The following is a 21,926-nucleotide window of genomic DNA, read 5'->3' as shown; positions in this document are numbered from 1 at the left end:
TCTTCCCATGATCAACGTGACCAATCGTACCAATATTAACATGCGGTTTTGTTCGTTCAAACTTGCTCTTCGCCATCGCTATTAATCTCTTGTTTTATTCCCTATTCTTGTTAGCACCTAGGGACAGTCCTGCAAAACTCAATCCGACTAGGCTGTAACCAGCTCAATCACCACAACTCTTAGACGGAAAACCCCACCCAATCTATAAATGGAATATCCTCCATCATACCTATTTGCCCAATCACCAACAACTATTTGGAGCGGGTAGCGGGAATCGAACCCGCATATTCAGCTTGGAAGGCTGCTGCTCTACCATTGAGCTATACCCGCTTGACTCACATAATAACTCTCCTTCGATGAATGGTGGAGGGGGTTGGATTCGAACCAACGTAGCATACGCAACGGATTTACAGTCCGCCCCCTTTAACCACTCGGGCACCCCTCCATTACACCGGTAAAGTCGCGCAATGAGACATTACGAAAACCATCTTGAATACCCATTCAATTCAATCTGATTGCGAAGTGGTTATGACGATTACTATTGTATCTGTCAACAGAATAAATACAATTCTGTACAAATTTCCTGCTCATAACTTTAAATCACAGATTTTTTCTCTCTATTTTTCTTATTAACACGCTATAAAGAAGCTATGAAAGAAAAAACATCACAAAATTCTCATTATGCTCGTTTACGTCGCCGATATCGCGATACAAAAGGCTCTCCTTCTCGATCTTTTACACACCTAAAGAAGAAAGCTGCTTCTTTACAGCAAGGGATCATCCATCTTTATGGCATTCATTCTGTTCAGGCAGCTTTAGAAAACCCAAAAAGAATTTTAAAATGTCTTTACGTTACACAAAATGCCTTAAAACGATTAAATATATCCGAATCAGATTATCCTTGCTCTGTTACATTATGCACCCCCAAATATCTTGATTCGCTTGTTGGAAGTGAGGCTGTTCATCAAGGTATTGTTTTGGAAACTTTACCCCTCAAACCATGCAAACTTTCGGAACTAACCAATACTGATCTGGTCATTGTCATGGATCAAATTACCGATCCGCATAATGTTGGCGCTATTATGCGCTCTGCAGTTGCATTGAAAGCTAAAGCGCTTATTACAACTTGCCGTCACTCTCCCCACGAAAGCGGTGTTCTTGCGAAAGCGGCATCTGGAGCTCTGGAAATGATTCATTATATTACCGTACGAAACCTCGCTGAAGCTCTTCAAGAACTTCATCAAACAGGTTTTACAAGCTTTGGTCTCGATTCAGAAGGGGACAAACCTCTAGAAACAGCATTAACAGGGAATAAAATTGCTCTTGTTTTAGGAGCAGAAGGTAAAGGTTTACGTAAAAAAACACGTGAAACCGTTTGCGCTTTAACACGCCTTGATATGCCTGGAAATATTAAATCATTAAATGTTTCAAATGCAGCAACAATAGCGCTTTATGTGGCACATAAATATCTTAGATTCTAGTTTTTAATTTTTTTGTGAAACATCAAAAAAACCAACCAACAAAAAACCCGCAAGAAACCCGCCAATATGAGCTTCCCATGCTATTGAGATGCCATTTTCTTCAAACAAAATAGAAGAAATACCTATGATAAAATCAGCCGTCAGCCATACACTCATATAAACAAGTACCCCCTTAGAACACAGAGCTTTTTTGACGGACAATAAAGGTCCCAAAAAATTTTCGTTCTGCGCATTAACAGATAGATAACCACTAGAAAAACCGTAACGTGCAATAGCTCCCATCATTCCAGATACGGCACCTGACGCCCCAATAAGTGATATGGTACTTTCTTGATGAAATGTAAAATAAGTCAAAACAGAAATAACAGCCGTTAACACCCAAAAAATTAAAAAACGTAAAACACCAAAATGCCTTGCTAAAGGAGAGCCAAAAACCAAAAGCCAAACCATATTAAGAGCAACATGTTTAAAACTACTATGCATAAATGAATAACTCACCATGGTATAACAGAGTGCTACAGGATCCCTCTTAAACAATGCTGGTATAAATGAAAAAAATTCAAGACTTTCAACATAAACCTTATGAGAAAAAAAATACTGAGAAATGCAATAAAGACAAAAACAAAATGCTATCAAAACAACTATAATAAATGGAACATTCAACAAGGGTTCTTTAGGTTGTTTCGGTAATCGAGAAACATTATTATGTTGGTGACTAGAAACTTTCATTTTATAAAATCTCGTATTCTTTAGAGAATGGGTTATTCTTTATACAAAATAAATATACCACTCCCAGTGATGCAGAATCTTTTCAACGCCTCTTCGAAGCCCCTTTTTAAATTTTCAATAGCTCTACATGAAAACACGTGTATTTTATACAAAAGATTTTAAAAAGCACGGATATCAAGAATATGATTTACAAACTTAGCGGTATCCTGCTTATTTAAATGTGAAGTTATCATGTAATATACAAGAACTTACGAATAGACAAACTCACTTATGAGGTGGTGTATAATAAAAATATATAAACATTGTTTTTTTACTAGAAACATACTGATCATTGCATTTTATAACCAAACTATACTTCGATTGATAAACTTTAAATAATCTTAAATCTCAATTTTTCCATTAATATAGCTTGCATTGCTTCTACTCTTTGAATGAAAAACGACATCTCTATGAGAAAAAACTATCAACACAGCTTTCTCTAGATATATTCATTAGTGTTTCATGATGAACTACTCACTTGATAGTCTGTTTCCCTCATAAATGCAAAAGCTTCAGTTCATCTCTTTAACAAATATCAACAAGCCTTTCATTTCAACCTCTAACAAATATAATTCAAGAACTGTCTCTTATGAAACACTGCAAAATATGTTTATTTTAATGATGCCTCTTTGAATTTAAACAGTTCATGAAGGAAATTTTTATTCCTTATCTTAGAGAATCTTATCTGCACATCCGCCACTTGTAATGCGCAAGAGAATAATTTGGATTAATTCAATATAGAAAAATTTTAAATGAGGCAATCATAGGAAATTGAACCTCTTATTAAGTTGTAAAATGATAAAGGGCCATTATAAATCAATGTATTATAATAGATAACACACTAATCATTGAAGAGGAAGATCTTGAGAATTCTGCTTGCAATCCTTTAACCACACATCATAAATAGGATGCTCAACAGCGTTCAAACCAGGACTATCTGCAAACATCCATCCTGTAAAAATACGCCGTACTTTTTTATCTAATGTCACTTCATTGACTTCAACAAAACCAGTTGTACGCGTTGGTTCATCTTTAGAGTTCGTATAACACGCACGTGGCGTCACCTGTAATGCACCGTACTGATAAATTTTACCAAGAGTAACTTCAAAACGTGTGGTCCGCCCCGTGATTTTGTCAAGACCTGCAAAAACAGCAATTCCATTGCTAATACGCTCAGCCCGCACTCCACTATTTAAGGATAAAAATACTAAAACTCCCATTAAAGAAATATATATAAAATGCTTCACCCCTAACAATAAAAAAAATCTCATCATATCAAAATCAATCGCATCTTAAAAAATAATTCTTTTCATAACATAGAGTCAAATAAGACAAAAATACACGCACACACTAAAATCTTTTATTTTTTAGGTGACCACGCATCATAATCTTCATGCACACAAGAACGCTCTCCATTGGAGGTGATAGCCCCCTTTGGTCGATAGTCCTCACTTGTTCCTGTCATATTTGCAACATGAGGCTTTTCCCATTCATAAGGATGATAATCCTCCTGTGTTGGTGGGCACTCACAGCGATGATGAATCCAGCCGTGCCAACCTGGTGGAATAGTAGAGGCCTCAGAATAGTCTTTATAGATAACCCAACGGTGCGGATAACCATCCTTATGAAGTCCCCCTTCATAATATATATTTCCAAATTGATCTTCCCCTATCCGCTTACCTTTGCGCCATGTGAAAAAACGCGTACCAATGGTATTGCCATTCCACCATGTGAAGATTTGCTTAAAAAAACGAGCCATCTGCTATTCCATTCATTTAGTGCGCTCATGAAATTAATCGTTGGAATAAAACTGTTAACGATTGAAATTACCGAAAAAGTTACTAGTAAATTCAGCTACAATTCCAATTGATAGGATAACGTGCTATCCCTTAATTTCAAGAAGATATCATATGTATGGCTTCTTCTCCACCCCATAAAATTTAATCTATGCCAAGTTTCATCTTAACCAATTCATTAACAGCTTGAGGGTTTGCCTTACCACCTGTTGCTTTCATTACCTGTCCAACAAACCAACCAGCTAAAGCGGGTTTCTGTTTTGCTTGCGCAACTTTATCAGAATTATTAGCAATGATTTCATCAACTGCTCTTTCAATTGCCTTTGTATCTGTCACCTGCTTCATATTTCGCTCTTCTACAATTTGGCGTGCATCTCCCCCCTCATTCCAAATAATCTCAAAAAGATCTTTGGCAATTTTTCCAGAAATAACTCCTTCTTTTATGAGATCAATAATGCTTCCCAATTGATTTGGCGATACCGGTGACTCTTCAATCTCACAATTATCTTTATTTAAAGCCCCTAAAAGGTCATTAATCACCCAATTGGCAACTATTTTGCCATCACGCCCACGTGCTACTTCTTCAAAATAATCAGCAATAGCCTTTTCTGTCACAAGAATGGAAGCATCATACACTGTCAATCCCATTTCCTTAACAAAACGTGCTTTTATAGCGTCAGGCAATTCTGGTAAGTCTGCTGCCAAAGCATCCACAAACGCTTGATCAAATTCTAATGGTAAAAGATCAGGATCAGGAAAATAACGATAGTCATGTGCTTCTTCTTTTGAGCGCATAGAGCGCGTTTCACCTTTAGCCGCATCAAAAAGCCGAGTCTCTTGATCTATGACGCCTCCATCTTCTAAAATTGCGATCTGACGACGCGCTTCATACTCAATGGCTTGACCAATAAAGCGAATAGAATTAACGTTTTTAATTTCACAGCGCGTTCCAAAATTTTCACCAGGACGACGAACAGATACGTTGACATCTGCACGCATAGAACCTTCATCCATATTGCCATCGCAAGTGCCCAAATAACGAACAATCGTACGCAATTTTGTCATATAGGCTTTGGCTTCATCTGATGAGCGCATATCAGGTTTGGAAACAATTTCCATAAGAGCAACACCAGAACGATTAAGATCTACAAAAGACATCGTTGGATGTTGATCGTGCATCGATTTTCCAGCATCCTGTTCAAGATGCAACCTCTCAATTCCTACTTCAATATCCTCAAATTGGCCATTCGAATCTGGACCAACAGATATGATAATCTTTCCCTCTCCCACAATGGGATAGCGAAATTGAGAGATCTGATACCCCTGCGGTAAATCTGGATAAAAATAATTTTTGCGATCAAAAACAGATTTTAAATTAATATGCGCCTTTAACCCTAACCCCGTTCGAACCGCTTGACGGACACATTCTTGATTAAGAACAGGCAACATACCTGGCATGGCTGCATCAATAAGTGATACATGATTGTTTGGCTCTGCACCAAATTTGGTTGATGCTCCTGAAAAAAGTTTTGAATTTGATATGATTTGCGCATGAACTTCCATGCCAATGATGACTTCCCAATCACCTGTAACTCCAGAAATAAAACGCTTAGAATCAGGAGTACGCGTATCAATGATGCTCATTGCCAATCCACTACCAATATTTTAAAATATACTCATGGCTTATCTAAAACCATTCTCTCAGTGCAATCCTAGGATATAAATCTTACAAAAAGCCCGATTCTATCGGGCTTTTTCTGTTTGCATAAATATTAAGCTTTTTTAGGAGCTTTTTTCTTAGCTGATGTTTTCTCTGTAGACGTTTCTTTCACTGCAGACTTTTTCTTTGCCGGCTTTTCTTCAGGGACATCTGATTCGTCATATTCTTTCATCAACTCTTCAACCGTCACTTCTTTATCTGTGACTTTTATCTGTGCTAATAAATGATCAATGACCTTTTCTTCAAAAATCGGAGCACGTAGATTTTCAACAGCTTCCGGAGTCCTGCGGAAAAAATCCATAATCTCTTTCTCTTGTCCAGGATACTGGCGAACCTGATCAAAAACGGCTGCTTTTAGCTCATCCTCACTAACTTTAACACCAACCTTCATTCCAATTTCAGAAAGCACCAAACCAAGACGAACACGACGTTGCGCAAGGACACGATATTCCTCCCGTGCCTTTTCTTCTGTAATACCTTCATCTTCAAAACTGCGCCCAGCCTTTTTCAAATCATCATTAACCTGAGCCCATATATTGTTAAACTCAATCTCTAAAAGTTCCTCAGGAATCTCAAAATTATAATCAGCATCTAAAGCATCAAGAATTTGACGCTTAACTTTTTGACGTGTCACTGAACCATATTGGCTTTCAATCTGCCCACGAACGACCTCACGTAAGCGATCTAGAGACTCTAAACCAACTTTTTGTGCTGCTTCATCATCAATTTTTAATTCATCTGGTTTAAAGACAGCTTTGACAGTAATGTCAAACTCTGCTTCCCGTCCGGACAAATGTGCTGCACTGTAATCATCAGGAAATTTAACAAAAATCGTTTTTGCATCCCCAGCTTTCACACCAACCAATTGCTCTTCAAAACCAGGAATAAATTGTTTTGATCCAAGAATCAGTTGTGCATCACTATCTGCCCCACCTTCAAATGGAACGCCTTCAAGCTTACCTTGATAATCTATGGTAATACGATCACCTTCTTCAGAAGCCCCCTCTTTTAGGGAATAATTACGCGTAGAAGAAAGGACGCGATTGATTTGATCATCAATATCCTGTTCAGGAATAGTTGCAATTTCACGGATAACCTTAATATGTTCAAAATCTTTAATTTCAATTTTTGGTAAAACTTCATACTTTAAACTAAAAGTAAAATCAGCTTTGCCATCTAGAATTTTTTCATCTTCATCTATATCAATTTTTGGCTGCATCGCTGCACGTTCATTGCGATCTGCTAAAATAGACCGAGGCGCATCACTGAGTATCTCATTGAGAATCTCCGCCATAAAGGATTTACCATACATTTTTCGCAAATGCCCACTAGGCACTTTACCGGGACGAAAACCATTAAGCTTGATTTTTCCCTTGGTATCATCCAATCTTTCATTCAGCTTTTCTTCTAAATCTTTCGCTGGAACCACGATCTTAATTTCGCGCTTCAGTCCTTCATTAAGCGTCTCGGTAACCTGCATTAAACACCTTCATTTTCCTAAGGAGAGGGATAAACCCACTCTAATAATCATTACATTCTAACACTTCGAGTGTTACATTTACCATGAAGCGGAATTTCAGACACGTAGAAATCCGTAGCACTTAAGGGATTGCTTTGGTGCGGATGGAGGGACTCGAACCCCCACGGTCTCCCGCCAGAACCTAAATCTGGTGCGTCTACCAATTTCGCCACATCCGCTCAAACTTACAAGCTAATAACCTTATACAAGCGGCGTCTCTATACCATTAATTACGGGAAAAAAGCAAACAAATATATTAAAAAAAACAAAATCTATGCTTTTCATACATAACTGCTTACGCTAAAAGTCAATTATGTTAAAGACATTCGATATCCCAATTCATATCATCGGTGGTGGTCTTGCGGGGTGTGAAGCAAGCTGGCAAATCGCTCAATCAGGAATTCCTGTTGTTTTGCATGAAATGCGACCCGAAAAAAAATCAGATGCCCATAAAACCGATAATTTGGCAGAACTGGTTTGTTCAAATTCATTTCGTTGCGATGATTCATTAACAAATGCCGTAGGGCTTTTACATGCTGAAATGCGATTAGCGAAATCGTTAATTATGAAAGCTGCTGATGCCAACAAAGTTCCCGCAGGTAGTGCCCTTGCTGTTGACCGTGATGGATTTTCAAAAACCGTTACGACAGCAATCGAAAACCATCCTCTTATAACAATCAAACGTGAAGAAGTTCAAGAAATTCCTAAAGCTTGGAAACATGTTGTCATTGCAACGGGTCCCCTTACATCACCTGCACTTGCTCAAGAATTACAAGCAATAACCGGTATAAAAGCTCTTTCTTTTTTTGATGCGATTGCACCTATTATCCATACCGATAGTATTGATATCAACATTTGTTGGTATCAGTCTCGCTATGATAAAATTGGTCCTGAGGGAACAGGAAAAGATTATCTTAATTGTCCCCTCAACAAAGAACAATATAAAACATTCGTTGAAGCATTAAAAAATGCTGAAAAAACAGAGTTTCGTGACTTTGAAAAAACGCCCTATTTTGATGGATGCCTCCCCATTGAAATTATGGCTGAGCGCGGACTTGAAACGTTGAGACACGGTCCTATGAAACCTATGGGCTTAACCAATGCCCATAACCCTACAGTTAAACCCTATGCTGTCGTTCAATTACGCCAAGATAATAAACTTGGAACGCTTTACAATATGGTCGGCTTTCAAACAAAACTGAAATATGGTGAACAAATTCGCATTTTTAGAATGATTCCCGGTCTTGAAAAAGCAGAGTTTGCGCGTCTTGGTGGTCTTCACCGCAATACCTACCTCAACTCGCCAATTATTCTTGATCAAACCCTTCGTTTAAAACAAAAAAAACAACTACGCTTTGCAGGGCAAATTACCGGATGTGAAGGTTATGTAGAATCAGCAGCAATAGGGCTTCTTGCTGGACGTTTTGCTGCTGCCGAATATCATCATATTTCCCCTTGCCTACCCCCACAAACGACAGCATTCGGAGCCCTTTTGAATCATATTACAGGGGGACACATCATAGATGAAAAAGCAGAAACACAGTCCTTTCAGCCAATGAATATCAATTTCGGACTCTTTCCCCCTATTGCTTCTATTAGACATTCAGGAAAACGCTTAGCAAGTAAAGAAAAAAAATTAGTAAAAAAACAAGCCATCACAGCAAGAGCTCTCAATGATTGTACTCAGTGGTTAGCAGATAAAGAATCAAAGAGTTCCTTATAAAAAACACACGATTCGCCTCTCATCTACTGAATAGATCTTTATGACTCTCGTGAAAAAATCATTCTAAAGCCTTTTAAAGACTGTCTCCCCCAATCAATAAATACTACTCTACGTTTCATCATTTATTTAATTATTTAGGTGCTTGTAAAATAACTTTTGGCTATAAAAGACCTTTACCGCTATCAACAATTTAATATGATTTAATGACTAAAAATAAAATAATTATATCAATATATTATGAATAATAAAAATTTAAATAGATGGAAAATAAACAAGCAATACTGTATTATCTCTATTAATATTTTTTATATTACGTAATATACATTATTTTATAAGAGTAATTTTTCTGTTTTTTAACTTCCTTCATCAAAATTTGTGTTATTCTCTCACTTTAACTCTTGTGTGATGAAGAAAAAACGCTCGCTTGCATATCACAAGTGAAATAGGGATATGGAAAAAATATTTGTAGGATAGAGCTGGATCTATCTCTTCCCTCTCAAATGCCAAGAAAAATCACAATATTGAAAGTGAAATCTGAATATCATAAGATTCTTTCATTTCAGAATCTCTTATAATAAATCAATAAAACTTATCCTCTTGGTGCGTCACAAGCAAGGTTGGCGTATAAGTAAAAGAATAAAACTATTCCTTATGCACTCATCTCAGATGTTGAGGGCTAATTGCAACATTATAGGAACTGAGAAAAACAGTAGGGCGGCACCAACATGCACTTTTATTAAGCGTAAATGGTGGTATATAATAACTTTTATAGACTTTACAGAGTTTTTTGCCTCATACTATTTACGGATCTTGTTCTGAAATAAATACCGTAACACTTCAGCGTAATAAAAGTTAACATTACATTTTATAAGCCACACCGGTACTGCACTAATACAGTGCAATATTTTACTGAAAAGGCTAAAAAATATATTTTAAGCTGACAGTATTTTATACAACACTTAAAATTATTTTCAAAAATACAAGTAATACATGAAAATAAAAAATACCGCAAAAATCTCAACGTGTTATATGAAAAATGGGCATAATACATGTGCTAAAAAAAACCCGCTTATAAATAAATCGGGTTTTTTTTATGTAGCTTAAATTATTTTTTATTAACTGCTTCTTTAAGGCTTTTTCCTGCAGAAAATTTAGGTACAGAACGTGCTGGAATATCGATTTCAGCACCAGTTGAAGGATTACGCCCCTTTGTTGCAGCACGATGAGAAACTTCAAAAGAGCCAAAACCTGGAAGACGAACATCTCCCCCTGAAGCCAAAGCTTCTGTTACAGAAGCCATAAAAGCATCAACAACAGCACCAGCTTGCGCTTTCGAAACACCTGCCTTTTCAGCAACGGAGCTAACCAATTCACTTTTATTCATAAAATATTTCCTTTCCCTATATTACCTGACAACATGACTTAATCATGTTATTGGTCAGTTTATTGAAAAGTACAGCAAACAGAAGTCTTATTTTTATCCAAAACATTGTTTTTTTAGCAATAATCACAGTTATTCACGGAATTTTTCACTTTTTCCAACAAAAAACAGAACAATAACCTCAACAACGCCTTCTGCCACCTAAAAAATGCCGTTATAAATGAGATAAGTGAATCAGTGCGCAATCTGTATTCCTTCACTATCACTGCCCTCTGACCGGATTGGGACAGCCACCGTAGAGGGTTCTTTCCATTCAATAGTGTCTGGAAAACGAACCAAAGCGTGTTTCAAAACTTCACTCACATGATTTACCGGAATAATTTCCATATTATTTTTGACATCGTCAGGAATATCAACCAAATCTTTTGCGTTTTCTTCAGGAATAAGTACCTTTTTTATCCCTCCTCGAAGAGCTGCTAGGAGTTTTTCTTTTAATCCACCAATTGGTAAAACGCGTCCACGTAAAGTAATTTCACCAGTCATTGCAATATCTTTATGCACAGCTACTCCTGTAAGAACCGAAACAATTGCTGTCACCATTGCAATCCCAGCAGATGGGCCATCTTTTGGCGTAGCACCCTCTGGAACATGAACATGGATATCGCGTTTTTCAAAAAGTGGAGGTTCAATACCAAAATCAACAGCACGAGAACGTACATAAGATGCTGCCGCTGAAATGGACTCCTTCATAATATCACGTAAATTTCCAGTTACAGTCATCTTACCTTTGCCGGGCATCATAACTCCTTCAATGGTCAATAACTCTCCACCGACTTCTGTCCACGCAAGGCCTGTCACAACACCAATTTGATTTTCTCCTTCAATCTGATTGTAATGATAACGTTTAACACCCAAGAAATCATGAATATTACTTTCTGTAACTTTTACAGATTTTTGATGCGTTTTGAGAATTTTTGTAACAGATTTGCGGGAAATTTTCATGAGTTCACGCTCAAGGTTACGAACGCCTGCCTCACGTGTATAAAACTGAATAATTGACCTTAGTGCTCCATCAGAAATATTGAGTTCTTTTTTAGACAAACAGTGATCTTTTAGTGCCTTTGGTAAAAGATGCTGTTTAACAATTTCCATTTTCTCACATTCAGTATAACCAGCAATACGAATAATTTCCATACGATCCATTAACGGACCTGGAATATTAAGCGTATTGGCAGTTGTGATAAACATGACATCAGAAAGATCATATTCAACTTCCAAATAGTGATCAATGAATGTACTATTTTGTTCAGGATCAAGAACTTCTAATAAAGCGGATGAAGGATCTCCACGAAAATCTTGTCCCATTTTATCAATTTCATCAAGCAAGAAAAGCGGATTAGATTTTTTTGCTTTTTTCATAGACTGGATAATTTTTCCAGGCATCGAACCAATATATGTTCGACGATGTCCGCGAATTTCTGCTTCATCCCGCACACCTCCCAATGAGATACGAACATACTCACGCCCCGTCGCCTTTGCAATAGAGCGCGCTAATGATGTTTTCCCTACACCAGGAGGACCTAACAAACAAATAATGGGACCTTTTATCTTTGATGCGCGACTTTGTACGGCCAAATATTCAATAATTCGCTCCTTAACTTTTTCAAGACCGAAATGTTCATTATTCATGACCTTTTCAGCAAAATCTAAATTGTTTTTAATCTTAGATTTTTTACCCCAAGGCATTGCTAATAACCAATCAAGATAGTTACGGACAACTGTCGCTTCTGCAGACATAGGAGACATATTCCGTAATTTTCTCAATTCTGCCCCAGCTTTTTCCTGTGCTTCCTTGGATAGTTTTGTATTCTTGATACGTTCTTCTAATTCAGAGAGTTCATCTCGGCTATCATCACCTGCCCCTAACTCTTTTTGAATAGCCTTCATCTGCTCATTGAGATAATATTCTCGTTGGTTTTTTTCCATTTGCCGTTTAACATGCGAACGAATACGTTTTTCAACCTGCAAAACAGAAATTTCTCCTTCCATGAAGGACAAAACACGTTCAAGACGGGCCCGTACAGGTAAGAGCTCTAATATTTCCTGTTTTTCTGCAAGTTTAATCATCAAATGAGAAGCAATCGTATCAGCAAGCTTAGAAGGATTATCAATCTGACCAATCGCATTAACAACTTCAGGAGAGATTTTTTTATTAAGCTTTACATAGTTTTCAAAATAAGCAATCACTGACCTTGAAAGAGCTTCAATCTCAACATCACCCTCTCTAGATTCTTCTGTAACAGCCGCATATGCCTGATGATAACCTTCACTTAAAGCAAATTGACTAATTTTTGCACGTGCAGTTCCTTCAACCAAAACCTTTACAGTACCATCAGGAAGCTTTAAAAGTTGAAGAATATTAGCAAATGTACCAATATGATAAATATCCTCTGATTTTGGATCGTCATCAGAAGCATTTTTTTGTGTCACCAATAGTATTTGCTTGTCAACCGCCATCGTTTCTTCAAGAGCACGAATTGATTTTTCGCGGCCCACAAAAAGTGGAACAATCATATGGGGGAAGACTACAATATCACGAAGAGGTAAAACAGCATAAACCCCATCTCTTACTTCATCTGTCTTTTCATCAATATATTGCATAACTCTCCTTTCTGGAGCCTATGAGCTATCTACAACAACCAGCCCACCTTTAGAAAACCTCAGCTCTTCACAATACATGAAGTGGTAATTACTAATACATAAATCAAGCATTATAATGATATTATTATAAACACCCATCAAATACCGTTCATTACCACCTTTCATATTGTGCTTAGCACAATATCATGCTGATACATTTTCTTTATCTTCTGCACGTTCTGAGTAAATATAAAGAGGACGCGCTTTCCCATCAACGACATCACTCGAAATAACCACTTTTTGAACGCCTTCAAGAGCCGGTAGCTCAAACATCGTCTCAAGAAGGATCTTCTCCATAATAGAACGTAAACCACGAGCACCAGTTTTACGTTCAATTGCTTTCTTCGCAATAACACGTAAAGCATCTTCATGAAATGATAACTCGACATTCTCCATTTCAAAAAGACGCTGATATTGCTTTACTAAAGCATTTTTAGGTTGTGATAAAATTTGCATGAGGGCGTTAACATCTAAATCCTCTAAGGTAGCGACTATAGGAAGACGCCCAATAAATTCTGGTATTAAACCAAATTTTATAAGATCTTCAGGCTCTAAATCACGAAAAATTTCACCGACACAACGCTCATCAGGAGCCTTAACGGTCGCAGAAAAACCAATAGAAGTTTTTTCACCACGCCCTGAAATAATTCGTTCTAAACCAGCAAAAGCTCCCCCACAAATGAATAAGATGTTTGTGGTGTCAACCTGAAGAAACTCTTGTTGCGGATGCTTACGTCCACCTTGAGGAGGAACAGAAGCAATCGTTCCTTCCATAATTTTTAATAACGCTTGCTGAACTCCTTCCCCCGAAACATCTCTTGTAATAGAAGGATTGTCTGCTTTACGAGAAATTTTATCGACCTCATCAATATAAACAATGCCACGTTGTGCACGTTCAACATTATAGTCAGCAGCTTGAAGAAGTTTCAAAATAATATTTTCTACATCCTCACCTACATAGCCTGCTTCCGTCAAAGTGGTCGCATCCGCCATCGTAAAAGGCACATCAATAATACGTGCTAATGTTTGTGCAAGATAAGTTTTACCACAGCCCGTTGGACCAACAAGAAGAATATTTGATTTAGCCAACTCAATATCATTGCTTTTAGACTGATGCGCCAACCGTTTATAATGATTATGAACAGCAACAGAAAGAACACGCTTTGCATGCTGCTGACCAATAACATAATCATCAAGAACTGTTATAATTTCCTGTGGCGTAGGAACACCATCACGCACCTTAACCCCAGAAGACTTATTTTCTTCCCGAATAATATCCATGCAAAGCTCTACACATTCATCACAGATAAATACAGTAGGCCCCGCAATGAGCTTACGCACCTCATGCTGACTCTTGCCGCAGAACGAGCAATAGAGAGTATTTTTTGATTCGTTCCCGCTATTGCTAATTTTGCTCATTTTTCTTTCCTTTCACCACGATATATGAATACTTTGCCTTTTCAAAGGAAGCTTTTCATCATGAAAACTAAAAGACATATAGAAAACCATGCATGTCTCAATATTTTTAGGTGTTTCTCTTATTTTGCGATATTTTTTATAAAACTCTGTGATTTAAAGTAGCTGTTTTTTCTATAAAAATTCTTAATCTTTTTCTTCTTTTTCAGTTTCTGCACGATATTGTATAACATCATCAACTAAGCCAAACGCTTTGGCTTCTTCTGCTGTCATAAAATGATCACGATCGAGAGTTCTCTCAATAATCTCATAATCTTGACCTGTATGTTGAACATAAATTTCATTTAAACGCCGTTTCATCTTTATAATGTCTTGCGCATGTCGCTCAATATCTGAAGCTTGACCTTGAAAACCACCAGATGGTTGATGCACCATAATACGTGCGTTTGGCAATGTAAAACGATGACCTTTTGCTCCAGCTGTTAACAATAAAGACCCCATAGATGCCGCCTGCCCCATGCAAAGCGTAGAAACAGGAGGGCGAATAAACTGCATAGTATCATAAATAGCCATACCAGATGTTACGACACCACCTGGAGAATTAATATAAAGACTAATTTCTTTTTTAGGATTTTCCGCTTCCAAGAAAAGCAATTGTGCACAAACAAGCATTGCCATACCATCTTCGACAGGACCATTAATAAAAATAATCCGCTCCTTTAAAAGACGGGAAAAAATATCATAGGCCCGTTCACCACGATTGGTTTGTTCAATAACCATAGGAACAAGGCTTAATGCTGTTTTCATTGGATCACTCATATTTTTACTTTCCGTTCATATAACAACCGCTCTTTACACATTCAATGTTTTTATCCATACGTTAACATTACTCTCTTGCGCAAGCTACAATCAAGAGCTGTTTAAGATAGATTAAAATCCCAATAGTTAAAATAGCAATAATAACTCTACTTAAACAAATGATGAACATCAGGAATGCGAGATACCGCCCAATGGTAAAAACTTCCTTCCTGAGGTCTTTTCGTGGTCTTTGTCTTTCTGTGAATATGAAAGCCTATCAAGCGTGAATCTGTAAGCGGCTTTACGCCAAAAGCTGGTTCAAAATACGTTCAGCTTTTCGCCCAGTCCAATAATAAAAAGTTTCCTTTTCCTTTGCTTCATGAAAAAAACCATATCGTTTTGCTAATCGCGAAATACCATCATTGCCAAATATCGTAACGCCAAGACTTCCCGGCAAAATCGGCATTTTTTCCTCTTTAACCAGAACGGTCTCCAAACACGACGCTTAAACCCAAGCCAATGAGGAATAATTTCTGTGCCTGCCCAATAATCTTCAAATACTTTTATAATAGGGTTATTAGGCGGAAAATAAAGTGCAGAAACGCCTACTCTTGTATTATTTTCTCTTGCCAACCAAACCTTATCCGCATCTGGATGAAATTGTTTAACAAGGTAAACATCTGTATCTAACCAAACACCTTGTTGATATTTCATCAGCATAACACGAAAAAAATCCGAAAACTGAACAATTGTACACCCTAGTTTATCATCAGAAAAATCGGGGTCAAGGCGATAAATTGCTGAGCGTGGTAAAATTGATTCGGCTTCATGCAACTCAACACCGGCAGGAAGATTATCTATTTTTTTATCATAACTAAAAAGCTTAACGCGCTGTCCAGTTTTAACCATTGAGGACAAACAAAGCCTATCCACCAATCTTAATTGTCCACTATACCAAAAAGTACAAATATCCATAGATAATATATCAAAAATATTCTAAACTTACGCGAAAGAGTTGTTCAACATCACGAACCCTATCAGCAAGAGCAAAAATCACTATTCTATCACCAGACAAAATGCGCGTATCTGCCGAAAGCTGTATTATTGTCTTATTGCGATAAATTGCACCAATTCTCAAACCATCTGATAAATTGAGCTCTGATAATGACTTACCAACCAATGAAGATGTTTGCATCACTTCAGCTTCAATAATTTCTGCTCGGCCATTAAAAACTGAATGAACAGAACGAATACGTCCACGGCGCATTTGTTGCAAAATTCTCGATATTGTAACGCTATGGGGATTAAGATATGCATCCACACCAACAGCACGACTAAATTCTTGATAGGCAACATTATTAATCAATACCATATTGGCTTTGCAGCCCAATCTTTTAGCAATAATAGCGCTTAAGAGATTAACCTGATCTTGATTGGTCAATGTAATCATTAAATCGGACTGATCAATTCCCGCATCTTGAAGAATCACTGGATCTAACACGTTACCGTATAAAACTGTTGTTTTTTCAAGCTGATCAGCAATCGTGAGAGCTCTTTCTCTATGCGATTCTATAATCTTCAATTTTAATTTATGGAAACGCTTTTCAATAGCCTGTGCAACATAAAGGCCAATGTGACCGCCTCCTGCAATAATCATGCGGTGGGCATCTTGTTCTTTATGACCAAAAAGCCCAACAGCACGGCGCATTTGATCACGAGCAACAACAAGATAGGTTATATCACCAACGCGTAATTGCGTTTCTGAATGTGCAACCAATAATTCCGTACCACGTTTAATAGCGGTAACCGTCGTATGAAGATCTGGAAAAAGCTCTGTTAATTGACGCAAAGGTGTATTAATAACTGGACAATCTTCCATACATTCCAAGGCTAGCGCAACAATATCATCATTACAAAAATAAAGGACATCTATCGCACCAGGTAAGGCAATACGGCGCAAAACCATTTCCCCAACTTCAACTTCTGGCGAAATAACCACATCAATGGGAATATTCTCTCTGGAAAAAAGCGTCTTATAACGTGGTTCTAAATAAGATTGTGAACGAATACGAGCAATTTTTGTGGGCACATTAAATAATGAATGTGCTACTTGACAAGCTACCATATTGACTTCATCAAACAAAGTGACAGCAATCAACATATCGGCTTTATCTGCATCTGCAGCCAAAAGAACTTCAGGACGTGAACCGTGACCAACAAAACCTCTCACATCCAATGTATCGCGAATCTTTTCAATTAATCTCGTTTCAATATCAATAACAGTAACATCATGATTTTCAGCAGCAAGACGCTCTGCTATCCCATAACCAACCTGTCCTGCTCCGCAAATAATAACACGCATCGCTTTAAGAAACTCCAAGCGCTTTAAGTTTACGGTGCAAAGCTGAACGCTCCATGCCTATAAATTCAGCAGTACGTGATATATTTCCACCCAAACGCCCAATCTGTGCCACTAAATATCTCTTTTCAAACAATTCTCGTGCTTCACGTAACGGCAAATCCATTATACTTTCATCTGAATCCATTTGAAGACGTGGCAAAGAATCACTTACTTCACTGGGAAGAAAGTCCGCTGTTATAGGACCATCACCATCCCGCACAAGAATAAGAAGACGCTCAATATTATTACGTAATTGCCGCACATTACCCGGCCAAGCATGCGTTTGCAAAATAGCAATCACATCATCACTGATTGCACGCGGTTTAATCCCAACCTGCTGTGATATTGTTTTTACAAAATGATGTACAAGTTCTGGAATATCTTCACGACGCGCTGAAAGGGGCGGAACAGCAATAGGAACAACGGAAAGACGGTGGAAAAGATCTTCTCTAAAGCGCCCATCGGAAATGAGGTTTTCAAGATTTTGCGCTGTCGAAGAAATAATACGGACATCCACCTTAACACGTTTTGTGCCGCCAACTCTTTCAAATGTCTGCCCCGTTAACACCCGAAGAATCTTACCTTGAGTCTCACGTGGCATGTCAGCAATTTCATCAAGATATAATATACCGCCATGAGCTTCCTCTAAGGCACCGATCTTGCGCTCTCTTCCTTCCATTTCACTACCAAACAGCTCTATTTCCATTCTTTCCGGAGTAATCGTTGCAGCATTTATTGTAACAAATGGCCCATTCGAACGCGTTGAGAGCGCATGAATAGTTCGTGCAACAGTCTCTTTTCCTGCCCCTGAAGGACCTGTTATCATGACGCGACTATTGGTTGGTGCTACTTTTTCTATGATTTGACGCAAATTTTTTACAACTGTCGATTTTCCGAGCAACTCTAATGTCTCGTTCGAACGCTTTCGCAATTCTAAAAGCTCACGTTTTAAATTTGAGTTTTCAAGTGTTCTCTCTGCAACCAATACAAGTCTATCAGCTTTAAAAGGTTTTTCAATGAAATCATATGCCCCTCGCTTTATAGCGGAAACAGCCGTCTCAATATTACCATGACCAGAGATCATAACGACCGGAAGAGCCGGATATTGCGTTTTAATTTCATCAAGCAGTGCTAAACCATCAAGACGACTACCCTGTAGCCAAATATCCAAAAAAATGAGCTTTGGAATACGCTCACTAATTTGAGCCAATGCTTCATCAGAGTTACAAGCAACACGCGTTTCATAACCTTCATCATCTAAAATACCAGCAACAAGCTCACGAATATCTGCTTCATCATCAACAATCAAGATATCTGATACCATACTATTCCCCTATCTTATGATTTATGGCTTGTATAATACTACCCTGCTTACCCCCATCCGCCGGAAACATCAAACGAATCATCGCACCACGACCTTCATAAAAACTCTCCGGTGCATCATGAAGCTCCATGGAACCACCGTGATCTTCAATAACTTTGCGCACAATGGCTAACCCGAGCCCTGTTCCTTTTTCCCGCGTTGTTATATAGGGCTCTAATAACTTTTGTCTTTGCTCTTTAGGAAGTCCTTTCCCATTATCAACAACATCCACAACCACCCATTCCTCTTGACGATAAGAACGGATAAGAATATGACCGTGAATATTTTCCTCTCGCATAACTGAATCTATGGATTCGCTCGCATTTTTGATCACATTGCAAAAAGCTTGTACAATGAGACGGTTATCAAATGCACCCATAAGTGGTAGACTTCCTAAATCTTGCTCAAAATGAATATCATGTCGTGTCACTTCTATCAAGAAACATGCTTCGCGCAACAATTCTCGTATATCTAAAATATGCATTTGTGGTTTGGGCATACGTGCAAAAGAGGAAAACTCATCAACCATACGCCCAATATCTCCAACCTGTCGAATAATTGTCTCAATACACCGCTCAAAGACCTCTCTATCTTGTGTAATAACTTTGTTATAACGTTTACGAATGCGTTCAGCGGATAACTGAATGGGTGTGAGAGGATTTTTTATTTCGTGTGCAATACGCCGTGCAATATCCGCCCACGCCGCTGTACGTTGTGCTGCAACAAGGTCTGTAATATCATCAATTGTTAGGACCCAAGATTGCCCCTGTCCATCATCCTCTTCCATCGTAACTTGGACATTACAGACACGCTCTTTTCCTGCAACGTTTAAAGTAACCTGCTCACGATGATTTTTACGATCCAATGAACGTGCAAACTGAAAAACCTGCCAAATTTCAGCACTTAAAGATAAAAGACTTTGTCCAACAACGTGTTCAGAGCGAATATCAAACATCGCTTCAATAGATCGATTAATAATTGTAATATCACCATTATCATCTATACCCGCTACTCCTGCTGTTACACCCGATAACACTGCTTCAGAAAAACGCCGTCTCTCATCAATTTGATCACGTACTGCAATCAACTCATTGCGCCGACTTTTCAATTCACTGACCATGTAATTAAAAGTCTTGGATAATTGCCCAATATCTCCGTCCTTCGCGCGTACTGGCACAAAAATTTCCATATTTCCAGTAGCAACATCATCAGCAGCACTAATGAGAAGACGAATAGGACGTACTAAGCGATCAGCGACAGCAATAGCAGCCCAAATAGCCGATAGGAATAAACTAAAAAAAAGACATAAATAAAGCATACCAAATGCAATTTGCGTCAGCAGGCGATTTTCATTTAAATCACGATAACGATCTGTATTGACTTCTGTTAAACGCAAAGCAGATAAAACACCTTTATCAACGTCACGCACCAAATATAAAAATGTGTTTGGAATGTTGGTAAATTTTAAAATAATACCAAAATAATCATGCACGCCTGGTTGAAAAGAAAAAGGCCTCGCACTGGTTGCACGTTCAATAAGATTGGAAGGAGGAATTGGCAGTTTATCTTCATCACCAAGAGCACTCGATATAAAAATAGCTCCGCTAGAACTTAACAAAAATGCGCCACGCAAATTGCGTCCTATAGCATGACGCGTCAATTGCATCCTATATTCAGCCGGATTACGTTCTAAGAGTTTTTTGTTATCAAGTGCAAATGCCATCGCGTAGGATAAATTTTTTAAATTTTGAAGCATTTCATCTGCATAAGCATTTGCTAAATCAATAGAAGAGCCCACAATTTGCCGCGTTGTTGTATCAAACCATCGATCAAGTCCCAAATTTAGTGCTGGACCCGATACAAGAGCTACAGCAACAGCCGGCATTGTCGCAACAAGTGCAAACAATGAAATAAGGCGCACATGAAGACGCGATCCTGCACGCCTTGAACGCCAAGCACGAATAATCGGAATCATCTCATAAAAAACGATGACAATAAGCCCTAAAACCCAAAAACTATTAATCCCTATAAGAATAAGGGTTACTGTTCTACTGGGAACAACAGGGGTTAATCCAATAAGAATAATAAATGAAACAGAGGCCGTAAGTAACGCCAATACAATAATTGTAATCCCTAAAAAAATATATACCTTACTTAAACGATACAACTCATCGTTATAAGTATTTTTATCTATGTCTTGAAGATTCGTTACAGATGTTATATTCGTCATGAGCTTACATACCCTTATCCCATTATTCTCATATAACCTTTTGTAGCAAAAATTGACAATACTAATACTACATTTAAAATAGGGCAAATATAGTCAATGAGAAAGAACTTCTACATTTTGCAAAATATCTTAAAATAAACTGTGTTCGACGATACTTTACGAAGGAAATGAGATGCGATTAACAAAACAAACAAATTATGCTCTTCGAATGCTCATGTATTGTGCAGATAATCAGGGAACTCTCAGTCGTGTTCCAGAAATTGCTAAAGCATATGCCGTTTCAGAACTTTTTTTATTTAAAATCCTTCAGCTGCTTGTTCAAGCAGGTTTTATACAAACAGTGCGTGGACGCAATGGTGGAGTTAGGTTGGCGAAACCCGCAGCAGAGATTTCAGTCGCTGATGTTGTGAAAGTAACAGAAGACAACTTTTCCCTCGCAGAATGTTTCGATACTGCAGAACCGACTTGCCCCTTGATTGATTTTTGTGGTTTAAATACCGCACTTCAAAAAGCATTAAATGCTTTTTTTGAGGTGTTATCCGTGATATCCCTTGCTGATCTACAACAACCATCCTTTCAAAATCATTTTAAAATTAATGACAAAAAAGCAAACTAAGATTATAACACGAG

General features: G+C 37.9%; 15 protein-coding genes, 3 tRNA genes and 2 pseudogenes. 3 read left to right on the top strand and 17 right to left on the bottom strand.

Annotated features, from left to right (window positions below; genetic code table 11):
- From ACFIKB_RS05270 to ACFIKB_RS05260, 3 genes and pseudogenes are all read right to left on the bottom strand, one after another.
- Nucleotides 1–76 (bottom strand): annotated as a pseudogene (locus ACFIKB_RS05270) (elongation factor Tu); the annotation flags it as partial.
- Nucleotides 77–256: 180 nt separating this feature from the next.
- A tRNA-Gly gene (locus ACFIKB_RS05265) sits at nucleotides 257–330 on the bottom strand.
- A gap of 31 nt (nucleotides 331–361) precedes the next feature.
- Nucleotides 362–445 (bottom strand) — tRNA-Tyr (locus tag ACFIKB_RS05260).
- A 205-nt stretch (nucleotides 446–650) separates the two neighbouring features.
- Here ACFIKB_RS05260 and ACFIKB_RS05255 point away from each other — a divergent pair.
- Complete coding sequence (locus ACFIKB_RS05255) at nucleotides 651–1,481, top strand: RNA methyltransferase (protein ID WP_026500346.1); 831 nt, start codon at nucleotides 651–653, stop codon at nucleotides 1,479–1,481.
- Between the two features lie 3 nt (nucleotides 1,482–1,484).
- Here ACFIKB_RS05255 and ACFIKB_RS05250 read toward each other — a convergent pair whose 3' ends face one another.
- The 6 genes from ACFIKB_RS05250 to ACFIKB_RS05225 all read right to left on the bottom strand — a co-directional run bounded on the left by ACFIKB_RS05250 (nucleotide 1,485) and on the right by ACFIKB_RS05225 (nucleotide 7,463).
- Nucleotides 1,485–2,210, bottom strand: a complete 726-nt coding sequence (locus ACFIKB_RS05250; protein ID WP_375636474.1) for a rhomboid family intramembrane serine protease — start codon at nucleotides 2,208–2,210, stop codon at nucleotides 1,485–1,487.
- 884 nt (nucleotides 2,211–3,094) lie between these two features.
- Nucleotides 3,095–3,520, bottom strand: coding sequence for a DUF2155 domain-containing protein (locus ACFIKB_RS05245; protein ID WP_375652980.1), 426 nt, complete (start codon nucleotides 3,518–3,520; stop codon nucleotides 3,095–3,097).
- An 89-nt stretch (nucleotides 3,521–3,609) separates the two neighbouring features.
- Nucleotides 3,610–4,008: an NADH:ubiquinone oxidoreductase subunit NDUFA12 gene (locus tag ACFIKB_RS05240; RefSeq protein ID WP_012755018.1), complete on the bottom strand. Its 399-nt coding sequence runs from the start codon at nucleotides 4,006–4,008 to the stop codon at nucleotides 3,610–3,612.
- A gap of 181 nt (nucleotides 4,009–4,189) precedes the next feature.
- Nucleotides 4,190–5,689, bottom strand: a complete 1,500-nt coding sequence (gatB, locus tag ACFIKB_RS05235) for an Asp-tRNA(Asn)/Glu-tRNA(Gln) amidotransferase subunit GatB (protein WP_375644893.1) — start codon at nucleotides 5,687–5,689, stop codon at nucleotides 4,190–4,192.
- Between the two features lie 128 nt (nucleotides 5,690–5,817).
- Nucleotides 5,818–7,245: a trigger factor gene (tig, locus tag ACFIKB_RS05230; RefSeq protein WP_375647569.1), complete on the bottom strand. Its 1,428-nt coding sequence runs from the start codon at nucleotides 7,243–7,245 to the stop codon at nucleotides 5,818–5,820.
- A 135-nt stretch (nucleotides 7,246–7,380) separates the two neighbouring features.
- Nucleotides 7,381–7,463: transfer RNA gene (locus ACFIKB_RS05225), tRNA-Leu, on the bottom strand.
- A 134-nt stretch (nucleotides 7,464–7,597) separates the two neighbouring features.
- Between ACFIKB_RS05225 and trmFO the strand changes: the two genes are divergently transcribed.
- Nucleotides 7,598–9,007 (top strand): methylenetetrahydrofolate--tRNA-(uracil(54)-C(5))-methyltransferase (FADH(2)-oxidizing) TrmFO, encoded by a 1,410-nt coding sequence (gene trmFO, locus ACFIKB_RS05220; RefSeq protein ID WP_273788337.1) that lies wholly within the window; start codon nucleotides 7,598–7,600, stop codon nucleotides 9,005–9,007.
- A 1,105-nt stretch (nucleotides 9,008–10,112) separates the two neighbouring features.
- Here trmFO and ACFIKB_RS05215 read toward each other — a convergent pair.
- The 8 genes and pseudogenes from ACFIKB_RS05215 to ACFIKB_RS05180 form a co-directional block, all read right to left on the bottom strand.
- Nucleotides 10,113–10,391, bottom strand: coding sequence for an HU family DNA-binding protein (locus ACFIKB_RS05215; protein WP_012231443.1), 279 nt, complete (start codon nucleotides 10,389–10,391; stop codon nucleotides 10,113–10,115).
- A 231-nt stretch (nucleotides 10,392–10,622) separates the two neighbouring features.
- Complete coding sequence (gene lon, locus ACFIKB_RS05210; RefSeq protein ID WP_375652977.1) at nucleotides 10,623–13,049, bottom strand: endopeptidase La; 2,427 nt, start codon at nucleotides 13,047–13,049, stop codon at nucleotides 10,623–10,625.
- A 183-nt stretch (nucleotides 13,050–13,232) separates the two neighbouring features.
- On the bottom strand, nucleotides 13,233–14,507 hold the full coding sequence (gene clpX, locus ACFIKB_RS05205) for an ATP-dependent Clp protease ATP-binding subunit ClpX (protein ID WP_012755013.1): 1,275 nt from the start codon (nucleotides 14,505–14,507) through the stop codon (nucleotides 13,233–13,235).
- Between the two features lie 183 nt (nucleotides 14,508–14,690).
- A complete protein-coding gene (gene clpP / locus ACFIKB_RS05200; protein WP_012755012.1) occupies nucleotides 14,691–15,323 on the bottom strand; it encodes an ATP-dependent Clp endopeptidase proteolytic subunit ClpP in 633 nt (210 codons plus the stop codon).
- Between the two features lie 146 nt (nucleotides 15,324–15,469).
- Nucleotides 15,470–16,277: pseudogene (locus ACFIKB_RS05195) on the bottom strand (hypothetical protein).
- A gap of 10 nt (nucleotides 16,278–16,287) precedes the next feature.
- Entirely contained in the window at nucleotides 16,288–17,664 is a 1,377-nt protein-coding gene (trkA, locus tag ACFIKB_RS05190; RefSeq protein WP_375652976.1) for a Trk system potassium transporter TrkA, read from the bottom strand.
- Nucleotides 17,665–17,668: 4 nt separating this feature from the next.
- Nucleotides 17,669–19,027 (bottom strand): sigma-54 dependent transcriptional regulator, encoded by a 1,359-nt coding sequence (locus ACFIKB_RS05185; RefSeq protein WP_012755009.1) that lies wholly within the window; start codon nucleotides 19,025–19,027, stop codon nucleotides 17,669–17,671.
- 1 nt (nucleotide 19,028) lies between these two features.
- Nucleotides 19,029–21,296 (bottom strand): ATP-binding protein, encoded by a 2,268-nt coding sequence (locus ACFIKB_RS05180; RefSeq protein ID WP_375636489.1) that lies wholly within the window; start codon nucleotides 21,294–21,296, stop codon nucleotides 19,029–19,031.
- 172 nt (nucleotides 21,297–21,468) lie between these two features.
- Between ACFIKB_RS05180 and rirA the strand changes: the two genes are divergently transcribed.
- The gene (rirA, locus tag ACFIKB_RS05175; protein ID WP_273788340.1) at nucleotides 21,469–21,912 is read left to right on the top strand and encodes an iron-responsive transcriptional regulator RirA; all 444 of its coding nucleotides are present in this window, start codon (nucleotides 21,469–21,471) and stop codon (nucleotides 21,910–21,912) included.
- Nucleotides 21,913–21,926: the final 14 nt, after the last annotated feature.

This window comes from Bartonella sp. MR110HLJHH, from assembly GCF_042194225.1.
Lineage (GTDB): Bacteria > Pseudomonadota > Alphaproteobacteria > Rhizobiales > Rhizobiaceae > Bartonella > Bartonella grahamii.
This window is presented reverse-complemented; position numbering and strand designations above follow the sequence as displayed.

What these genes read in the sequence shown, in the direction of transcription:
- ACFIKB_RS05255 (WP_026500346.1), top strand. Translation starts at nt 651, where the DNA reads ATGAAAGAAAAAACATCACAAAATTCTCATTATGCTCGTTTACGTCGC.
- ACFIKB_RS05250 (WP_375636474.1), bottom strand. Translation starts at nt 2,210, where the DNA reads ATGAAAGTTTCTAGTCACCAACATAATAATGTTTCTCGATTACCGAAA.
- ACFIKB_RS05245 (WP_375652980.1), bottom strand. Translation starts at nt 3,520, where the DNA reads ATGAGATTTTTTTTATTGTTAGGGGTGAAGCATTTTATATATATTTCT.
- ACFIKB_RS05240 (WP_012755018.1), bottom strand. Translation starts at nt 4,008, where the DNA reads ATGGCTCGTTTTTTTAAGCAAATCTTCACATGGTGGAATGGCAATACC.
- gatB (WP_375644893.1), bottom strand. Translation starts at nt 5,689, where the DNA reads ATGAGCATCATTGATACGCGTACTCCTGATTCTAAGCGTTTTATTTCT.
- tig (WP_375647569.1), bottom strand. Translation starts at nt 7,245, where the DNA reads ATGCAGGTTACCGAGACGCTTAATGAAGGACTGAAGCGCGAAATTAAG.
- trmFO (WP_273788337.1), top strand. Translation starts at nt 7,598, where the DNA reads ATGTTAAAGACATTCGATATCCCAATTCATATCATCGGTGGTGGTCTT.
- ACFIKB_RS05215 (WP_012231443.1), bottom strand. Translation starts at nt 10,391, where the DNA reads ATGAATAAAAGTGAATTGGTTAGCTCCGTTGCTGAAAAGGCAGGTGTT.
- lon (WP_375652977.1), bottom strand. Translation starts at nt 13,049, where the DNA reads ATGCAATATATTGATGAAAAGACAGATGAAGTAAGAGATGGGGTTTAT.
- clpX (WP_012755013.1), bottom strand. Translation starts at nt 14,507, where the DNA reads ATGAGCAAAATTAGCAATAGCGGGAACGAATCAAAAAATACTCTCTAT.
- clpP (WP_012755012.1), bottom strand. Translation starts at nt 15,323, where the DNA reads ATGAGTGATCCAATGAAAACAGCATTAAGCCTTGTTCCTATGGTTATT.
- trkA (WP_375652976.1), bottom strand. Translation starts at nt 17,664, where the DNA reads ATGCGTGTTATTATTTGCGGAGCAGGACAGGTTGGTTATGGGATAGCA.
- ACFIKB_RS05185 (WP_012755009.1), bottom strand. Translation starts at nt 19,027, where the DNA reads ATGGTATCAGATATCTTGATTGTTGATGATGAAGCAGATATTCGTGAG.
- ACFIKB_RS05180 (WP_375636489.1), bottom strand. Translation starts at nt 21,296, where the DNA reads ATGACGAATATAACATCTGTAACGAATCTTCAAGACATAGATAAAAAT.
- rirA (WP_273788340.1), top strand. Translation starts at nt 21,469, where the DNA reads ATGCGATTAACAAAACAAACAAATTATGCTCTTCGAATGCTCATGTAT.